The following is a 14626-nucleotide window of genomic DNA, read 5'->3' as shown; positions in this document are numbered from 1 at the left end:
TCTAAGCTCTAAGCTCTAAGCATAATAAAGGCCATTGAAATCATAAACTTCAATGGCCTTTTCGTTTTTCACTCACTAGCTAGCTAAATAATTAAATAACTAGCTAAGCTGGGACTCTCTCGCTTCTTGACTACTGAAACCACGTAAAATATTAAACAGGGTAATCAGTGTGAACAACATGATGACAAGCGATAGATGCCACGCTTCTCCTAGTCCTAACTGAACCAGCCCCATGCTCACCATTGAAGACACCACCATCTGCCCTCCGCCAGACATCGCAGCAGCCGCGCCAGCGTTCTTCTTATAAGGCAACATCACCAACGCCTGAGCACAAGGTAACGCTATACCATTGCCAAGAATCATCAAGAACTGGCCAAGCATTAAATAAAGTGGCTCAAGTGGACAAAAGAAAAGCCACAACGCCGCAGCCACATGTAATACAGGTGTGCATAACAGAGTTTTCTTGTTGCCCAGCATAGGGCGAATACGGTTACATAAGCTTGTTCCGCCGAGCATGCCTAATGCAGGAATCACCGCCCACATCGCGTATTCATCTGACGTCATGCCAATCTGATTTTGCATGATAAATGGCATCACTGATACGGTGGTGATCATCAAGCTAAAGTTAAGCCAGCCAATACTCGCAAAGCTCATAAAATAACGAGAAGTGAGTAGCTCTTTGTATTGAGAAATCATTTTCTTCGGTGAAGGGATAGCCGAAACCTTAGTGACGGTTTCCTTAAACTTGAACGCCAATACCACCCAAGCCAATGAGACATAGCCAAGTAGTGAGATAAACACCATACTCCAGCCAAAGTGGAAGTTAATAAACCCACCGATAACAGGCGCGATCAAAGGTGTTATAGAGGCAACCATCGCAATATAAGACATAGCCAAAGGCAAGTCTGCGCCGTTGAATCTATCGCGCGTCGAGGCACGAGCAAGTACAGCGCAACAGCCGGTTCCTAGGCCTTGTAGAAATCGCCCCATCACCATATTGGTAAACGAGTGGCTGAAGAAAATGATCATCAATAGTCCCAGCATGGCGATTAATAATCCGCTCAGCAGCACTTTCTTGCGCCCAAGAGCATCGGAAATAGGGCCATAAATAAACTGGGAAGGCCCAAAACCTAATAGGTACACGCTTACCAATAGCTGGGCTTGCTCTAGTGATACATCGAAGTCTTTGGCGATCCAAGGTAGTGATGGAAACACCAGTCCCATACTGAGCTGACCGATACTGATGACCAAGCACGCAAGTAAGATCGATTTAAAATCAAATCCACGACTCATCGTTTAATAGGTCCGTTCGAAGAAAAATCGTGCGTATCTAACTCACAACATAAAAACTGAGAAAATAGCGAAAATGCTGCTGGTGAGTTGTTCATAATGCTCCGACAGGATCAAATAGAGAAAGGCAGAGTAAACATACGTGAGCTTGTATAATCATACAATAGGCGTTCAACTAAATATGTGAATAGTCACTTTTCAGCAACCTCGGCTTTCCGCCTATCGGCCACAAGCGCTAGACTAACACTAGATGCTCATAATCAAGGGACTTCAATGAACACTCATCACCGTATTTTTTCATGTGCTTTGGCGCTGCTTGCCTCAGGTCCTGTAACGTCAGCCTTTGCTTGGCAGGCAGAGAAGATCACCGACGGACTCGTGATCCCTTGGGGACTGGCTTATGTCAACGATAAGTCCATGCTAGTCACAGAAAAATCAGGCGTCATTAAACATGTCGATTTAAAAACTGGCGATCAACACACACTCTTCAGGCTGCCCAATGTATGGGCGAAAGGCCAAGGTGGATTATTAGATATCGCACTTTCCCCTTTTGAAAACGGAAAGTTCTACGTCACTTACAGTAAAGACATCGATGATGAAGGCGTAACAACACTGGCTTCTGCTAATTACAGCAATAATGAAGTCATCAATTGGACAGACGTGTTTGTATCTAAATCTAGAACGGACACCGGACGTCACTTTGGTAGCCGTATCACCTTTGATGATAGCCACCTGTATTTTTCAATCGGCGACCGTGGTGATCGAGACAACGGCCAAGACACCATGACTCACGCCGGATCAATATTACGACTGAATGCCGATGGAAGCACACCAAGCGATAACCCATTCACGGATAACAACAAAGTGCTCAATGAAATTTGGAGCTTTGGCCATCGTAATCCACAAGGTCTGTATTACGATTTCCCGACTCAAAAGCTTTGGTCGATTGAACACGGCCCTCGCGGTGGTGATGAAATTAACCTAATAAAAGCGGGTGCCAACTATGGGTGGCCTGTCACCTCACACGGAAAAGAGTATTGGGGCCCTATCAGCGTTGGCGAATCGGAAACCAAAGATGGTATTGAAGCGCCAAAAAAAGTCTATGTTCCTTCAATCGCTCCGGGCAGTTTGATTGTTTACCAAGGAGACAAATACCCAGAGCTGAAAGGCAAACTGCTGGCTGGCGCACTAAAACTTACTCACATCAATATTGTGACAGTCAATGAACAAGGTGAGGCAATCGAGGAAGAACGCATTTTAGAGGACTTGGGCGAAAGGGTAAGAGACATCGAAACTTCACCAAACGGAGACATCTTCTTCAGCACTGATAATGGCAACCTGTACCGCTTGAAAAAGTAGCCGAGACCTCGTTCAAGTAAAGGCACTTACCTTACAACGACATTTATAAATATAAGCCGTTAAAAGTGGGCTCAACGCCAAGTTAGCGGCTTTAAATTTGCAAAAATGAATGCGCTAAAACAGTGCATTTACTCCAAATTCGTCATCAATTTCGACCACCTTTTTCACAAAAACTACAACAAATCACCATACAACTGTAACTCCATGATATTTAAGGAATGCAAAGTTTGACTACCCCCAAGTTTCTGCAACCTTTCCCTATGTATTCGATTGACTATCCCCTGATTTGATTTAGACTCGTTCCCGGCTAGAAAGAAAGTTCTTTGTATATAAACATTTCGTTGGATTACTAGTAACCCCGTTGTGTTGTACGCAATAGCAATAAACTTTTCCACGCTATCAGTGCCACAATTGGCTCAAAATAAAAATTTAATTTTAGGATATCATCATGTCTAACACAGTTACTGGTACAGTAAAATGGTTCAACGAAACTAAAGGCTTCGGCTTCATTCAACAAGAAAACGGCCCAGACGTATTCGCACACTTCTCTGCTATCACTGGCGACGGTTTCAAAACTCTTGCTGAAGGCCAAAAAGTTGAGTTCGTAGTATCTCAAGGTCAAAAAGGCCCACAAGCTGACAGCATCAAAGTACTTTAATCTGGTATTTTAAAGCTTTCTAAAAATAGCCAGCCTCTGCTGGCTATTTTTTTACCCGCTATTCAGAGATTTAAGGTAATATTCCCCTTCACTATTTCTACCTAAGACACCCTCTCAATGGCTCTTAAACCCACAATCTACAAGTTTCGTATCTCTTTAACCGATATGAATCGCGACTATTACGACTCTTTCAATCTAACGGTTGCACAACACCCTTCTGAAACAGAACAGCGAATGATGGCTCGAATCATGGCTTTCTGTATCAATGCATCTCCTGAACTTGAGTTCACTAAAGGATTGTCTAGCATTGAAGAACCCGATTTATGGCAGAAGTCGTTAGACGATCAAATCCTAGAATGGGTCGATGTGGGCGAACCCGATCCAGAGCGTGTTAAGAAGGCAACTCGCCTATCTAAATCAGTACGCGTATTCAGCTTCAACACTAAATCAAACGTTTGGTGGGAGCAGAACAAAGGTAAATTCGGCTACCTAAAAGCTCAGATCGTTCGTCTAGACAACGATGGTATTGAGCAGCTAGCAGCGATGACACAACGTACGATGGATCTTTCAGTCATGCTGACGGGTAACTCTGCTTTCATTAACAGCGATACTCAATCGGCAGAAGTAACGTGGGAAGAGCTACAGAGTAATGACTGAGCGTCCAACCCCGAATAATTCGCAAACAGAAGCTAGCCTGCAAGAAGAAGCCAAGCAGCAAGCCGACGCGCAGCAAGAAATCAAAGCCAAACAACAAGCTAGAACCAAGCTTCACCAGTGTTTAAAAGAAGCAGGTTTAGGTTCAGTCAAAGCGCTCTCGACAGGCTACGAGAAAGAGCTGTCGTCATTTATTGATGAAAACCACGCTTTGTTTAAACACGCTTGCGAGAACAAGCCGGAGAACTCTGCACGTCAGACGTTGCTTGGCTTGCTAACCAAGGAACATATCGATGCAAGCTATCGCTTTGAAAGCAATAAAGAAGCGAATGAGGCGATGCAAAATGTATTCGATAATACAGTGGGAACTGAGCACAGCGACAAGTTTCAAAACTCTAACGCTCAACAGTTAAAACTAGTCACGCATTTGTGGTTGTTCATTCAAGGACGACTAGGAATGGATTACAGCCTAGCCAATGATCACGCAGCTGTAGCCGCTACGCTACTGTCTCGTATATCGAGAAGCAATGATGATGAGATTCGCATAGAGTTCATGGCGAGTTTTTACGATGGTTTGAGCATCTATCAAGCCGAGAACAAGCCATCCGGTATTGTTCACCACTTAAAGCGTTTGTTTAACCTTTCTTAAGCACTCCACCAGCGACTGATTCTAGTTACGCTCTATATGCTTTCAACAAACGTTAAGATATAGAGCGTGCTTTTTCTGCTTGGCCGCAACAGATTCCCTATTACGTTCATTCCTCACTTTAGGGAATGGCGAAAGTGAATAAGTCGCTCATTCTTCACTTTAGGGAATAACAGCATTCTCAGCCATTACAGTTGACTTCATTGCAGGCGTAAAAAAGCCCCGCATAAAGCGAGGCTTAGAATATTTTCAACGAACTTCAATTTACAAAGGCTAAATCACGTGCATCCAATAACGAAACGTATTAACGCAGGCCGTGTAAGAATTCGTGGCGCGTTGCTGGGTTTGATCTGAAGATACCGCCCAGAGCTGTTGTTGTCGTTTCGCTAGTCGCGTCCATTACACCGCGTGATTTTACGCAGTAATGAACCGCATCCATGGTGACAGCAACGTCATCAGTTTCGAGTAGCGTTTGCAGTGCAACAAGGATCTGCTGCGTCATACGTTCTTGAACTTGTGGGCGCTGAGCAAAGAATCGAACAATACGGTTAATCTTTGAAAGGCCGATGATTTTCCCACGAGGGATATAAGCGACCGCAGTCTTACCATCAATCGTCACTAAGTGGTGCTCACAAGTACTGGTCACGGTAATGTCTTTTACTCGTACCATTTCACGAACGCCCATCTTGTTTTCGATTACCGTAATTTTAGGGAAATTGGCGTAATCCAAACCAGAGAAAATTTCATCCACGTACATTTTAGCAATACGTTGCGGTGTTTCTTCCAGACTATCGTCCGTAAGATCAAGTTCAAGGAGAGTGAGAATCTCACGCATATGGTGTTCGATTCGTTCCTTTTTCTCTTCTCGGCTAACCTGGTTTGGACTCATTGGTGTCTCTAAACCACGGCTTGCTAGCGCATCTTTAACCAACTTCGCTGATTCGCTAAGACCTGACATTGAACTTCCTCTTTTATTACCCCTTCTGGATGGCAAACAAGGATACTCGGAATTTTGAATAAATACACCCATATTTTAAGGGAGGTCATTATTTACGGGGCTTAAACTGTGCTAGAGTGGCTAGAATTTCGTTGGCGAACCATCATGATTTGATAACTATTGAATCCCTATTGCCAACCGCCAAATCAAAATAATAACGATCAAAGGATTTCAATTATGGGCTGTTGCGACGCTCCGGGCTTGATGCCAATTGAAGAAGCACTAGATAAGCTGCTATCACCAATTCAACCTATTCAAACGACCTTATCACTGCCATTAGCAGAAGCATTGGGTTACGTACTTGCTGAAGATATTCTATCCCCTATTTTCGTCCCTCCTTTTGATAACTCAGCAATGGACGGCTATGCACTGCGCTTAGCAGACCTAGAGAACAGTAAAGTGCTGCCTTTAGCGGGCAAGTCCTTTGCAGGTCAACCTTTTGAAGGTGAATGGCCAGCAAACACCTGTATTCGCATTATGACTGGCGCAAAGATCCCGGAAGGTTGTGACGTCGTAATCATGCAAGAAAACACTGCTGAAACTGACGCTGGCATTGAGATTCAGCAAGACGACATCAAGCTGAACAATAACATTCGCCCTACCGGTGACGACATCAAGCAAGGCGATATCGTTCTTAGCCGTGGCGAACGTTTAACACCTCGTGACATTCCAATGATTGCTTCGCTCGGTGTGAGTCATGTAACTGTGGCACACAAACCTAAAGTCGCTTTCTTCTCTACTGGCGATGAGCTCAAGCCATTAGGTCAGCCTCTTGAAGATGGTCAGATCTACGACAGCAACCGCTACGGTATCAAACCACTGATTGAAGCGTTTGGTTGCGAAGCAATTGACCTAGGTATTATTCCTGATTGCCCTGCAACGCTTAAAGAAACCTTTGTAAAAGCGCAAGAACTGGCAGACGTAGTTGTCACTTCTGGTGGCGTAAGTGTCGGCGAAGCTGATTACACCAAAGACATTCTTGAAGAGCTTGGCGAAATCGGCTTTTGGAAACTAGCAATCAAACCAGGTAAACCATTCGCATTTGGTGAGCTAGACAACGCTTGGTTCTGTGGCCTACCGGGTAACCCAGTGTCTGCAATGATGACCATGTACGTGTTAGTTCAACCTATGCTGGCTAAACTTGCCGGTCACACTGCGTGGACAGCACCAGAATCGATTCCTGCGATCACTAAATCTGCATTCAAAAAAGGCCCAGGCCGTACTGATTATCAACGTGGTATTTACTCGATTGAAAACGGTAAGTTTGTAGTAGAAACAACAGGTAACCAAAGCTCTGGCGCTTTCCGCTCAATGAGCTTAGCAAACTGCTTTGTGGTACTAGAGCGCGAACGTGGCCGTGTTGAAGTCGGTGAAACGGTTCAGATTCAACTGTTTAACTCCACGCTTTACTAACGAGGCTTGCTGATGGAAATACTGTCTGACGCAGAGATGCTTCGCTATAACCGCCAGATCATTCTCAAGCAGTTTGATTTTGAGGGTCAAGAAGCGTTGAAACAGAGCTCGATTTTGGTGTTAGGTGCGGGTGGTTTAGGCTGTGCCTCTGCTCAATACCTTGCGACTGCGGGTATTGGTAAGCTAATGCTGATCGACGACGATGTTGTCGAGCTTTCAAACTTGCAACGACAAGTGCTTCACACCGACGCTGATATTGGTAAGAAGAAAGTCGTTTCAGCCGCTGAATCATTACAGGTGTTAAACCCACACCTTAGAGTTGAAACGGTTGACCACAGACTTGATGACGAGGCACTAGCAAAGCTCATTGAAGCGCATTCGTTAGTACTTGATGCCAGCGACAACGTTGAAACGCGCAATCAACTTAACCGTTTGTGTTACGCCTCAAAAACGCCACTTGTATCGGGCGCTGCGATTCGCATGGAAGGTCAGATTAGCGTCTTCACTTATCAAGATGCTGACGCACCCTGTTACCAGTGTTTAAGCGCTCTATTTGGCAACGCTGCTCTAAGCTGTGTTGAAGCCGGTGTGATGGCACCTGTTGTTGGCATGGTAGGCGCGGCTCAGGCTTTGGAAGCTATCAAGGTTATTGCCAAGTTTGGACAACCAAAGCAAGGCAAACTTTTGATTCTCGATGCCATGTCTCACAGCTGGCGTGAAATGAATTTAATAAAGATGCCTAATTGTTCGGTGTGTGGTAAGTAATAAAAAGAGCCAAAGCCCATTGAGTTGGCTTTGGCTCGTTACCCTAATACGTTGTTAATGATTAGAAGTATATTCAGAAGCGACGTAATCTAGCTCCTTTTGCTCTGCGAGCATCTCAACTACAATTTCAGGTAGTGATGGAACCCCATGAAGAAAACCTTGTTGGTTAAAGCCGCCTAGAGCTTCCAGAAATGCACAGGTGTCTTTATTTTCAACACCCTCATAGATAATACGTGCGTTTTTTACCGAAACGAGCTTCTTAACTTCATCGATTTTTTGCATGTAATCAATGTTATGGCAAAGTCCCCATGTAATGGTTTTATCTATTTTTATCTCACTAATAGGCAGTTTGACAATACGTTCAATATTCGATGCTTCCATCCCAAAGTCATCTATAGAGATCTCAAAACCATTCAACCTTAGCCGTAAAATATTTGCCAACAATTCTTTTTCAATATTGCCTGAAAGCCCCTTTTCAGTCAGCTCTACAACGATAGTATGCTCAATACCTTGCTTATAGATCTCGAGTAGATTATCGACAACAGATTCATCAGTCAGTAAATTAGGATCGATATTAATTGAGAACCTCAACGATTTATCAAGTTCACTGAAGTGGAGATGATAGTCCTGAATGAATTTATTTATCACGATATTGGTAAAAACCTTTTGCTTTCCTAGCTCTTCAATTACTGGCAAAAAATAGCTCGGTGGAAGTAAGGTCCCGTTTTCATCAGACCATCGTGACAACACTTCAAACCCCGAAATAACATTTATATCCGAAACAACTTGCGGCTGATAAACCAGATTGATGGGAAAATCGTCATCGATGATTGTTGCACGGTTACCAAAGCCAAGCTCGCTTTTGGTTATGGTTTCAACTTCAAGTGCTTTATCAACCAACTCACTTATTTGGTTAGCCCAAATAGGCTTTTCTAGTGAAGCGACAACATTTAACTCATAGAGCTTTCCAAGCATACTCACCGAGCTAACAATGGATTTATCCAAACCTGAAATAATGATTATTTTAGACTCAACATTTTGTTTCGACATCATACTCAAGAGTTCAAATCCATCGCCATTGGGCATCATGATGTCCATAATCACCAAATCAAATGATGCGTTTTGCATTTTGCTCATTGCATCGAACGCATTTTCTGCAAACTGTACAGATGTTTTTTTATTAGATAAAGAGACCGCATTTTTAATGACCTCTCTCGATAGTTCAACATCGTCAACAATCAATACTGTGTTATTCATTCTCTTCACCTTTATAGTTTGCAATAATATCCATCCAAGTGCGTTGTGATTTCATTTTCTTTGAATCCAAGTTCATGACCTTCATTGATCTATCGTTACTTCTTACACTTCGATACTCGCAGCCCAATGAAAAAAACAGATCAAAAATCCTTTTGCTTTTCAGTAGTATATAAAGCTCTTTATCTGGATTTAAGCTTTGTAGATACTTGTACGCCTCTCTGCCCATTGTGTCTGTAAATGACGAATAATGAGTGCAGTTAAAAGTAACAACTAAATGTGCTCTATCTTCTTTAGATACTAAGACTTGCTCCAAAAAATCTGCTGCAAGATTATAGTTAGCACTTAATAAGTGTCCGATTAATTGCCCATTAACCGTGACGAGCGTTAACTCTCCAGAATATTGATTTATTATTTTTTCAATAATTACCTTTCTACTCAGATCTAAATCTTCTAAATTACTGAGCATAACGTTATCCTCATATTCAAAGATGACATCAATTAACTTGGTAATCTTCCCAAGAAGGAATGAATTATTTGAGTTAATCACCGTAACTTCTGTTTGGACGTGCATGTTCATATCAATATAACCGTTATTATTAAATTTATTCGTTAACCCTGTGAGAACTGTTTGTGAGTCGTTTGCCTCCCAAACATCAAATATGTTGACTCCAATAAGGTCCAGTAACTCGTTTTGACGTTTTAAGTGGGGAGTTGTTACTCCTCTTTCCCAACGGCTTAGTGTCACAACGTCCAGGTTGTTAAAGTTAGAGTTACTTCTTTGAATCGCATCAACAAAATTAGTTTGAGACAAACCATTATTAACACGAAACGTACGTATAATATTTCCAAACATAGCTTTATTTTCTTATTCGTTATTGTGATTTAGCTTATTTTTAATTAAATACGAACAAAAGCTAAGGGCAAGCTGTGATTGAATAATTTGAAAATGCCCAGCTACTCTCAACACTTATTGGATGATAGTTATTTTCATAACAGTTTGGGCATTATCTTGATGACAATGCCCATAACTCTCAGAAAAACAGATGAAAATAATACATGAAGATCCGAAGATGGCTTACCCTCAGGTTATAGGTAGGAGTATTTAACTAAGTTAGCAAGTACCACCTGATAAAGCGCGATGAAGCTTTAGCTTTAGATCGCTCGGGTTGAGCGGTTTGGTTAGATAACACGAAAAGTATTGGTCCATTCGAGCCTCTTCTTGAATGGTAGCTCGTGCCGTAACGGCAATTATAGGTAACGATGGCTTACGCTTTCCCAACTCAGAAGCAAGCTCAATGCCATCCATAACCGGCATTGAAATATCCGTCAGTACAACATCAAAGTCATGTTCAGAAGCGAGTGCTAAAGCCTCCAAACCATCATTCGCGGTCATGCATTCACAACCTAGCTCGTTTAAGTGGAACTCTAGAATTTCTCGGTTGAACTCAACATCATCAACGATCAAGGCTTTTTTACTTGTGCAGTCTAAGCGCTCTCTAACGTTATATACCTGTTCAGCAACACCGTTAGAACACTCAAGAACATTCATAATTTCTTGAGCTGGGAGTGAGATAACAAAAGTACTACCGGTGCCGAGCACACTCTCAACACGCAACGAACCCTTCATTAACTCTACGATGGTTTTAGTTATCGCCAAGCCCAAGCCAAAACCAAACTGTTGGTCTTCTTGATTAACCTGTTCAAAGCCGTTAAACACCGCATCCAATTTATCTTGGGGAATACCGACTCCAGTATCGCTTACGGAGATATTGAATGCTCTATCGTCGGTTGAAACTTCTATTGTCACCCCTCCCTTGTTTGTAAACTTCAATGCGTTCGAAACTATATTATTGATTGCTTGCTTAATACGAAGCTCATCAATCATCAATGTTGTCGAAGCATCGACATTGCATATAATATCAAGCGACAATTGTTTAGACTCGCTAAGCGGAAAAAACGTATTTTCAATTTCGCGCATCAAACTCATTACTGACAGGCATTTAGGGTTTAATGAATAGCTTGCTGCTTTTACTCTTTCAAAATCCAATAGGTCATTCACAATGCCTAAAATAGTATTGCTCGCACTCGAAATACCGTTCAGCTGATGGCGATATTCGTCAAAGTTTTTGCTATGGCTTAGCATATGTGTATAACCAATAATCGCGTTCAGTGGCGTGCGAACCTCATGGGACACATTTGAAAGCAGCACCGATTTCTGTTTATTGGCCTCACTCGCCTCTTGCGCTGCTATCTCGTACAGCTTCGTTCGCTCTTCAACTTCATATTCAAGCCCTTCAATCAAATTTTGAATCTGGATCCCAGCCTCAGAATAAGCCTTTGAAAGCTGTTCAATTTCGTCTCCATTACTATAAACAGTATGTCTGGATTTATTAAAATCACGCTGCTTTAGATATTTAGCTTGTGCGATCAATTTAGAAATAGGTATCAGCATCTTATTCACCGCGATTGAGTTAATAGCTAAAAACAGACCAAGCAAAAGGATATAAGCAAAGAACAGGCGTTTGATCAACGAGTTATCACCAGATAAAACCAGCTCTTTGGTGGTCGCATAACTGGAACGAATCACATGCTCTGGCGTGACTAAAATCAACCTCCAACCGGTTTGACGGTTCTGAACAAAAGTGACATTGAAAACACCTTTTTCGCCACTTACCACAAAACTACCCAAGTAATGTGACATGATATGGCTTCCGACACTCTTTTGAATTTGTTCATCAAAAACACTTTCAGACATCAATTGGTCGACATTCTGTTGTAGATTCGACGCGATAAGCTTGCCGCTGTCGTCTACTAAGAAATAACGGTATTGGAATTCATCGATCATATTTTCAAAAGTCAGTGAACGAGAAAAATACTCTAAATCTAAATCAAATTTGAGTAACGCGTTATCCCAGTGCTCTGGACGGATATAAATGGCAAACTTAGTGACGTGCCCCACTTTAACTTCTTTCCCTATATAGAAATTCTTGTAGTGGATCATGCGACTAAAATCGACAGAAATAGAGCGGCTTACAATACCATTTTCGGTGATAGAGACTTCTTGGTTGCGTTCAGTGTCAATAAAAAGCACCTTTTTGATAAAAGGCTTACGCTCTGTGTTGATATAAGCCAGTTGTTTATTACGAAGTGCCTCGTTTTTCGATTCATTAACAAAATCATGAGCAAAATCAATCGCTACATGCTCCACTTCCTCAGTGATCAGCTCGACCTCTTTATCAAGGGTTACACTTTGAGCTTTCACAAAGGTAAGTAGAAGCTTTTTGTTATTTCCCGTAATGCTCTCCTTTATCTCTTCAAATTGGTTTTGTGAAGAAACCTGAACGATTTCGATAGCGGAGTACGTAAGCAACACCACAAATAGAACCAGTATTGTTGCGTTGGTGAAAATGATTTTATTTTTAAAAGACACGTTCATATCCTCCAACTTAAGCGTCAAAAAGTTGAATCATGGCGTTAGACACATCCATCAAAATCTTTTTTCCGGCACTTTCATTGATTACCGCGTCGTAGTGCTCCAATTTAAGACAAATTCTTGCAACCTCTGTAGCCCCGCAAGATAACGCAATGCCTTTCACTTTATGGGCGAGCGCTCGATTGGACTCACCTCCTTGAAGAATATCATCATTAACCTTGTGCAAACTTCTAATAGCAATCTGACGAAATCGAACGCCAATATCCGATTGAAAGTTACAACCCGTCGCCATTAAAAATACATTTGTGTCGATGCTATACATACCAATTTCTCCCGCCTTCGTGACCCCCCTTAATTTTGACCGTCTGTTACAAAACTGATATGGCAGATCGAGAATTTAAATAACCGGAATGCCCAATGGCATTGTCTGTTTTTTAACTTGGCTTATGCCATATTCACTGCTGGCTACATTTGGACAATAGATCACACTTTTTATGATTATCGAGTGAAAATAATGGCTCAACTTTTCAGACATACTTTTAGACGCTTGGAACAATTAGGTCGAGTGTCTATAAAACAAATATTTGGCGTAACGGCCTTCTATGTAGATCACGTTTTGCTCGTTCTACATAAAAGTGGGGAGCTGTACCTCAGAGGAACACCGGCACAAAAAGGCTACTTTATTAACAAGGGCTACCCCAAGGTGAATGCGAGCGTACTTGGAGTAAGTCAGAATGCGGATTATTACAAGTTGCCAGCAAACCCTTGGAGCAAGTATTCTTTGACTCTATGTGAAGCAGAAATCGCACTAGAGCAAATAAAGAGATCACGAAGCAGTTATATTTCTGCTCCCGAAAGGCTCAAAGACTTACCCAACATGCGATTCTCAACTGAGCAACTTCTTGAGAAAGCGGGTATAAACTCCATTGAGAAACTCAAAAACCTGGGCACGATTGGTGCTGTAGAGGCTATCCAACAGCATACCCACCATAAACCAACCATCGAGTTAGTTTGGTCGTTAGAGGGTGCAATCCAGGGTATACACCGTTCACAACTGCCGACGAACCTAAAAAATGCATTGCGCACCCAAGCTCAAAGTTATTGTTAGCCTATATTGTTTTAACGAAGCTTAGATTCTTGTTAAATCCAAATGCGGTCAATTTGATGCCGTGGCTATTCCTAGCTACGGCTCATTAGGCTAACCCGCTGTCCTTAAGTGATTTCACTCAAGTTTAACGTCTTTAAATTAGCCTCCCCTTTCATTTGATCGCCCACTCCGTTTTAATTTTCACTGCCAGCCTTTATTTTGGTTTCCTACTATTCCCTCTGCTACAAATTACCATTCAAGTTTTAATGCAACTGAATTTATAACTATTTATTTTACAACCTGCCCTATCGCTACCAAACTAGGCATATCAACACAACACTAATAAAAGGTGCCTAAATATGCGTTCATTAATCTTTATTTCAACAGCAGTATTAGCAACTCTTATCTCTTTTCAGTCGGCGGCCGCAAATGTCACTGTGCGTTGGACAGGGAAAGTACCGACTTCTGACTGCGCTTCAAACCCTATTAGCAATCAAGTCGCGTTCAACTCACAAAGCGAACGTTGTAAGGTTGAACTTAAACAAACTGAAATAACTAATACAAAAACAGCAAATAAAATGGTTTCGTTTGATGTGTAATATGAAAGGAAAACCCATTAAGTAGGCATAATAGCCAGATTAATATTCAACCTGACCTTGCATGTAATCGCAGCAAATAAATAATACGGGTATGATAATTAAACTGGCTGTTTGTTTATGCACTTAATCTTACATAAAGGGTCGCTAAGAATTTCGCTAGCCGACCACCCAACGATAAAACCCATCCAGCTCACACTCAGTGAATTTTTAGTTCTAAAAGAGTTACTCACTCATCAAGGGGAGCATTTAACCAAACACCATCTACTAAAAATGGGATGGCCCAATTCATTCGTCTGTGACAATGCATTGAATATGGTGATCATGTCTTTAAGAAAGAAGCTTCTTAGGCTCGGTGGATGGATAGAAATCAATACCATTTACAAGATAGGTTATAGTTTAAATAAAACTGACAAAATATGTGTTTTGCAGTGAATTTAAACACTCCCGTCGCTTTGTTTCCTAATTGGA

The 14626-nt window shown here is 41.9% G+C and carries 15 protein-coding genes; 9 read left to right on the top strand and 6 right to left on the bottom strand.

From position 1 onward, the window contains the following. Nucleotides 1–99: 99 nt before the first annotated feature. A complete protein-coding gene (locus tag AB4323_RS16385) occupies nt 100–1293 on the bottom strand; it encodes a multidrug effflux MFS transporter (RefSeq protein WP_065583717.1) in 1194 nt (397 codons plus the stop codon). Nucleotides 1294–1563: 270 nt separating this feature from the next. Between AB4323_RS16385 and AB4323_RS16380 the strand changes: the two genes are divergently transcribed. From AB4323_RS16380 to AB4323_RS16365, 4 genes are all read left to right on the top strand, one after another. Then, a complete protein-coding gene (locus AB4323_RS16380; RefSeq protein WP_102333680.1) occupies nt 1564–2649 on the top strand; it encodes a PQQ-dependent sugar dehydrogenase in 1086 nt (361 codons plus the stop codon). Between the two features lie 448 nt (nt 2650–3097). Then, nucleotides 3098–3307, top strand: a complete 210-nt coding sequence (locus AB4323_RS16375; protein ID WP_010430417.1) for a cold-shock protein — start codon at nt 3098–3100, stop codon at nt 3305–3307. A gap of 117 nt (nt 3308–3424) precedes the next feature. Continuing rightward, nucleotides 3425–3964 carry a YaeQ family protein gene (locus AB4323_RS16370; protein WP_017061727.1) on the top strand — a complete coding sequence of 180 codons (540 nt, stop codon included), beginning with the start codon at nt 3425–3427 and terminating at the stop codon, nt 3962–3964. Beyond that, a complete protein-coding gene (locus tag AB4323_RS16365) occupies nt 3957–4610 on the top strand; it encodes a hypothetical protein (RefSeq protein ID WP_372100301.1) in 654 nt (217 codons plus the stop codon). The genes AB4323_RS16370 and AB4323_RS16365 overlap by 8 nt, the downstream gene beginning before the upstream one ends. A gap of 301 nt (nt 4611–4911) precedes the next feature. Here AB4323_RS16365 and folE read toward each other — a convergent pair whose 3' ends face one another. Beyond that, complete coding sequence (gene folE, locus AB4323_RS16360; protein ID WP_017061725.1) at nt 4912–5565, bottom strand: GTP cyclohydrolase I FolE; 654 nt, start codon at nt 5563–5565, stop codon at nt 4912–4914. Nucleotides 5566–5781: 216 nt separating this feature from the next. Here folE and moeA point away from each other — a divergent pair, with 216 nt between their 5' ends. Both moeA and moeB read left to right on the top strand, forming a co-directional pair. Beyond that, nucleotides 5782–7017 carry a molybdopterin molybdotransferase MoeA gene (moeA, locus tag AB4323_RS16355; protein WP_102393097.1) on the top strand — a complete coding sequence of 412 codons (1236 nt, stop codon included), beginning with the start codon at nt 5782–5784 and terminating at the stop codon, nt 7015–7017. Nucleotides 7018–7029: 12 nt separating this feature from the next. After that, a complete protein-coding gene (moeB, locus tag AB4323_RS16350) occupies nt 7030–7782 on the top strand; it encodes a molybdopterin-synthase adenylyltransferase MoeB (protein WP_065583719.1) in 753 nt (250 codons plus the stop codon). A gap of 54 nt (nt 7783–7836) precedes the next feature. On the opposite strand, the gene AB4323_RS16345 is transcribed toward moeB, so the two are convergent. The 4 genes from AB4323_RS16345 to AB4323_RS16330 all read right to left on the bottom strand — a co-directional run bounded on the left by AB4323_RS16345 (nt 7837) and on the right by AB4323_RS16330 (nt 12794). Further along, entirely contained in the window at nt 7837–9039 is a 1203-nt protein-coding gene (locus AB4323_RS16345) for an EAL domain-containing protein (protein WP_372152892.1), read from the bottom strand. Further along, nucleotides 9032–9892, bottom strand: a complete 861-nt coding sequence (locus tag AB4323_RS16340) for a helix-turn-helix transcriptional regulator (protein ID WP_102333684.1) — start codon at nt 9890–9892, stop codon at nt 9032–9034. The genes AB4323_RS16345 and AB4323_RS16340 overlap by 8 nt, the downstream gene beginning before the upstream one ends. Before the next feature lie 258 nt (nt 9893–10150). Beyond that, entirely contained in the window at nt 10151–12475 is a 2325-nt protein-coding gene (locus tag AB4323_RS16335; protein ID WP_372152890.1) for an ATP-binding protein, read from the bottom strand. A gap of 10 nt (nt 12476–12485) precedes the next feature. Further along, entirely contained in the window at nt 12486–12794 is a 309-nt protein-coding gene (locus AB4323_RS16330; protein ID WP_017061719.1) for an Hpt domain-containing protein, read from the bottom strand. Between the two features lie 192 nt (nt 12795–12986). On the opposite strand from AB4323_RS16330, the gene AB4323_RS16325 reads away from it, so the two are divergent. The 3 genes from AB4323_RS16325 to AB4323_RS16315 all read left to right on the top strand — a co-directional run bounded on the left by AB4323_RS16325 (nt 12987) and on the right by AB4323_RS16315 (nt 14590). Next, complete coding sequence (locus AB4323_RS16325; protein WP_065583723.1) at nt 12987–13580, top strand: TfoX/Sxy family DNA transformation protein; 594 nt, start codon at nt 12987–12989, stop codon at nt 13578–13580. Between the two features lie 338 nt (nt 13581–13918). Next, the gene (locus AB4323_RS16320) at nt 13919–14158 is read left to right on the top strand and encodes a hypothetical protein (protein WP_017061717.1); all 240 of its coding nucleotides are present in this window, start codon (nt 13919–13921) and stop codon (nt 14156–14158) included. Nucleotides 14159–14275: 117 nt separating this feature from the next. Then, nucleotides 14276–14590 carry a helix-turn-helix domain-containing protein gene (locus AB4323_RS16315; RefSeq protein WP_017061716.1) on the top strand — a complete coding sequence of 105 codons (315 nt, stop codon included), beginning with the start codon at nt 14276–14278 and terminating at the stop codon, nt 14588–14590. The last annotated feature ends 36 nt before the right edge of the window (nt 14591–14626 follow it).

The organism is Vibrio sp. 10N.261.52.C11 (genome assembly GCF_041471405.1).
In the GTDB taxonomy this organism is placed as follows: Bacteria; Pseudomonadota; Gammaproteobacteria; order Enterobacterales; family Vibrionaceae; genus Vibrio; species Vibrio crassostreae_C.
The sequence above is the reverse complement of the archived record's forward strand: the minus strand, read 5'-3'. Positions and strand labels throughout refer to the sequence as shown.

What these genes read in the sequence shown, in the direction of transcription:
- AB4323_RS16345 (WP_372152892.1), bottom strand. Translation starts at nt 9,039, where the DNA reads ATGAATAACACAGTATTGATTGTTGACGATGTTGAACTATCGAGAGAG.
- folE (WP_017061725.1), bottom strand. Translation starts at nt 5,565, where the DNA reads ATGTCAGGTCTTAGCGAATCAGCGAAGTTGGTTAAAGATGCGCTAGCA.
- AB4323_RS16335 (WP_372152890.1), bottom strand. Translation starts at nt 12,475, where the DNA reads ATGAACGTGTCTTTTAAAAATAAAATCATTTTCACCAACGCAACAATA.
- AB4323_RS16340 (WP_102333684.1), bottom strand. Translation starts at nt 9,892, where the DNA reads ATGTTTGGAAATATTATACGTACGTTTCGTGTTAATAATGGTTTGTCT.
- AB4323_RS16385 (WP_065583717.1), bottom strand. Translation starts at nt 1,293, where the DNA reads ATGAGTCGTGGATTTGATTTTAAATCGATCTTACTTGCGTGCTTGGTC.
- AB4323_RS16315 (WP_017061716.1), top strand. Translation starts at nt 14,276, where the DNA reads ATGCACTTAATCTTACATAAAGGGTCGCTAAGAATTTCGCTAGCCGAC.
- moeB (WP_065583719.1), top strand. Translation starts at nt 7,030, where the DNA reads ATGGAAATACTGTCTGACGCAGAGATGCTTCGCTATAACCGCCAGATC.
- AB4323_RS16375 (WP_010430417.1), top strand. Translation starts at nt 3,098, where the DNA reads ATGTCTAACACAGTTACTGGTACAGTAAAATGGTTCAACGAAACTAAA.
- AB4323_RS16365 (WP_372100301.1), top strand. Translation starts at nt 3,957, where the DNA reads ATGACTGAGCGTCCAACCCCGAATAATTCGCAAACAGAAGCTAGCCTG.
- AB4323_RS16320 (WP_017061717.1), top strand. Translation starts at nt 13,919, where the DNA reads ATGCGTTCATTAATCTTTATTTCAACAGCAGTATTAGCAACTCTTATC.
- AB4323_RS16330 (WP_017061719.1), bottom strand. Translation starts at nt 12,794, where the DNA reads ATGTATAGCATCGACACAAATGTATTTTTAATGGCGACGGGTTGTAAC.
- moeA (WP_102393097.1), top strand. Translation starts at nt 5,782, where the DNA reads ATGGGCTGTTGCGACGCTCCGGGCTTGATGCCAATTGAAGAAGCACTA.
- AB4323_RS16380 (WP_102333680.1), top strand. Translation starts at nt 1,564, where the DNA reads ATGAACACTCATCACCGTATTTTTTCATGTGCTTTGGCGCTGCTTGCC.
- AB4323_RS16370 (WP_017061727.1), top strand. Translation starts at nt 3,425, where the DNA reads ATGGCTCTTAAACCCACAATCTACAAGTTTCGTATCTCTTTAACCGAT.
- AB4323_RS16325 (WP_065583723.1), top strand. Translation starts at nt 12,987, where the DNA reads ATGGCTCAACTTTTCAGACATACTTTTAGACGCTTGGAACAATTAGGT.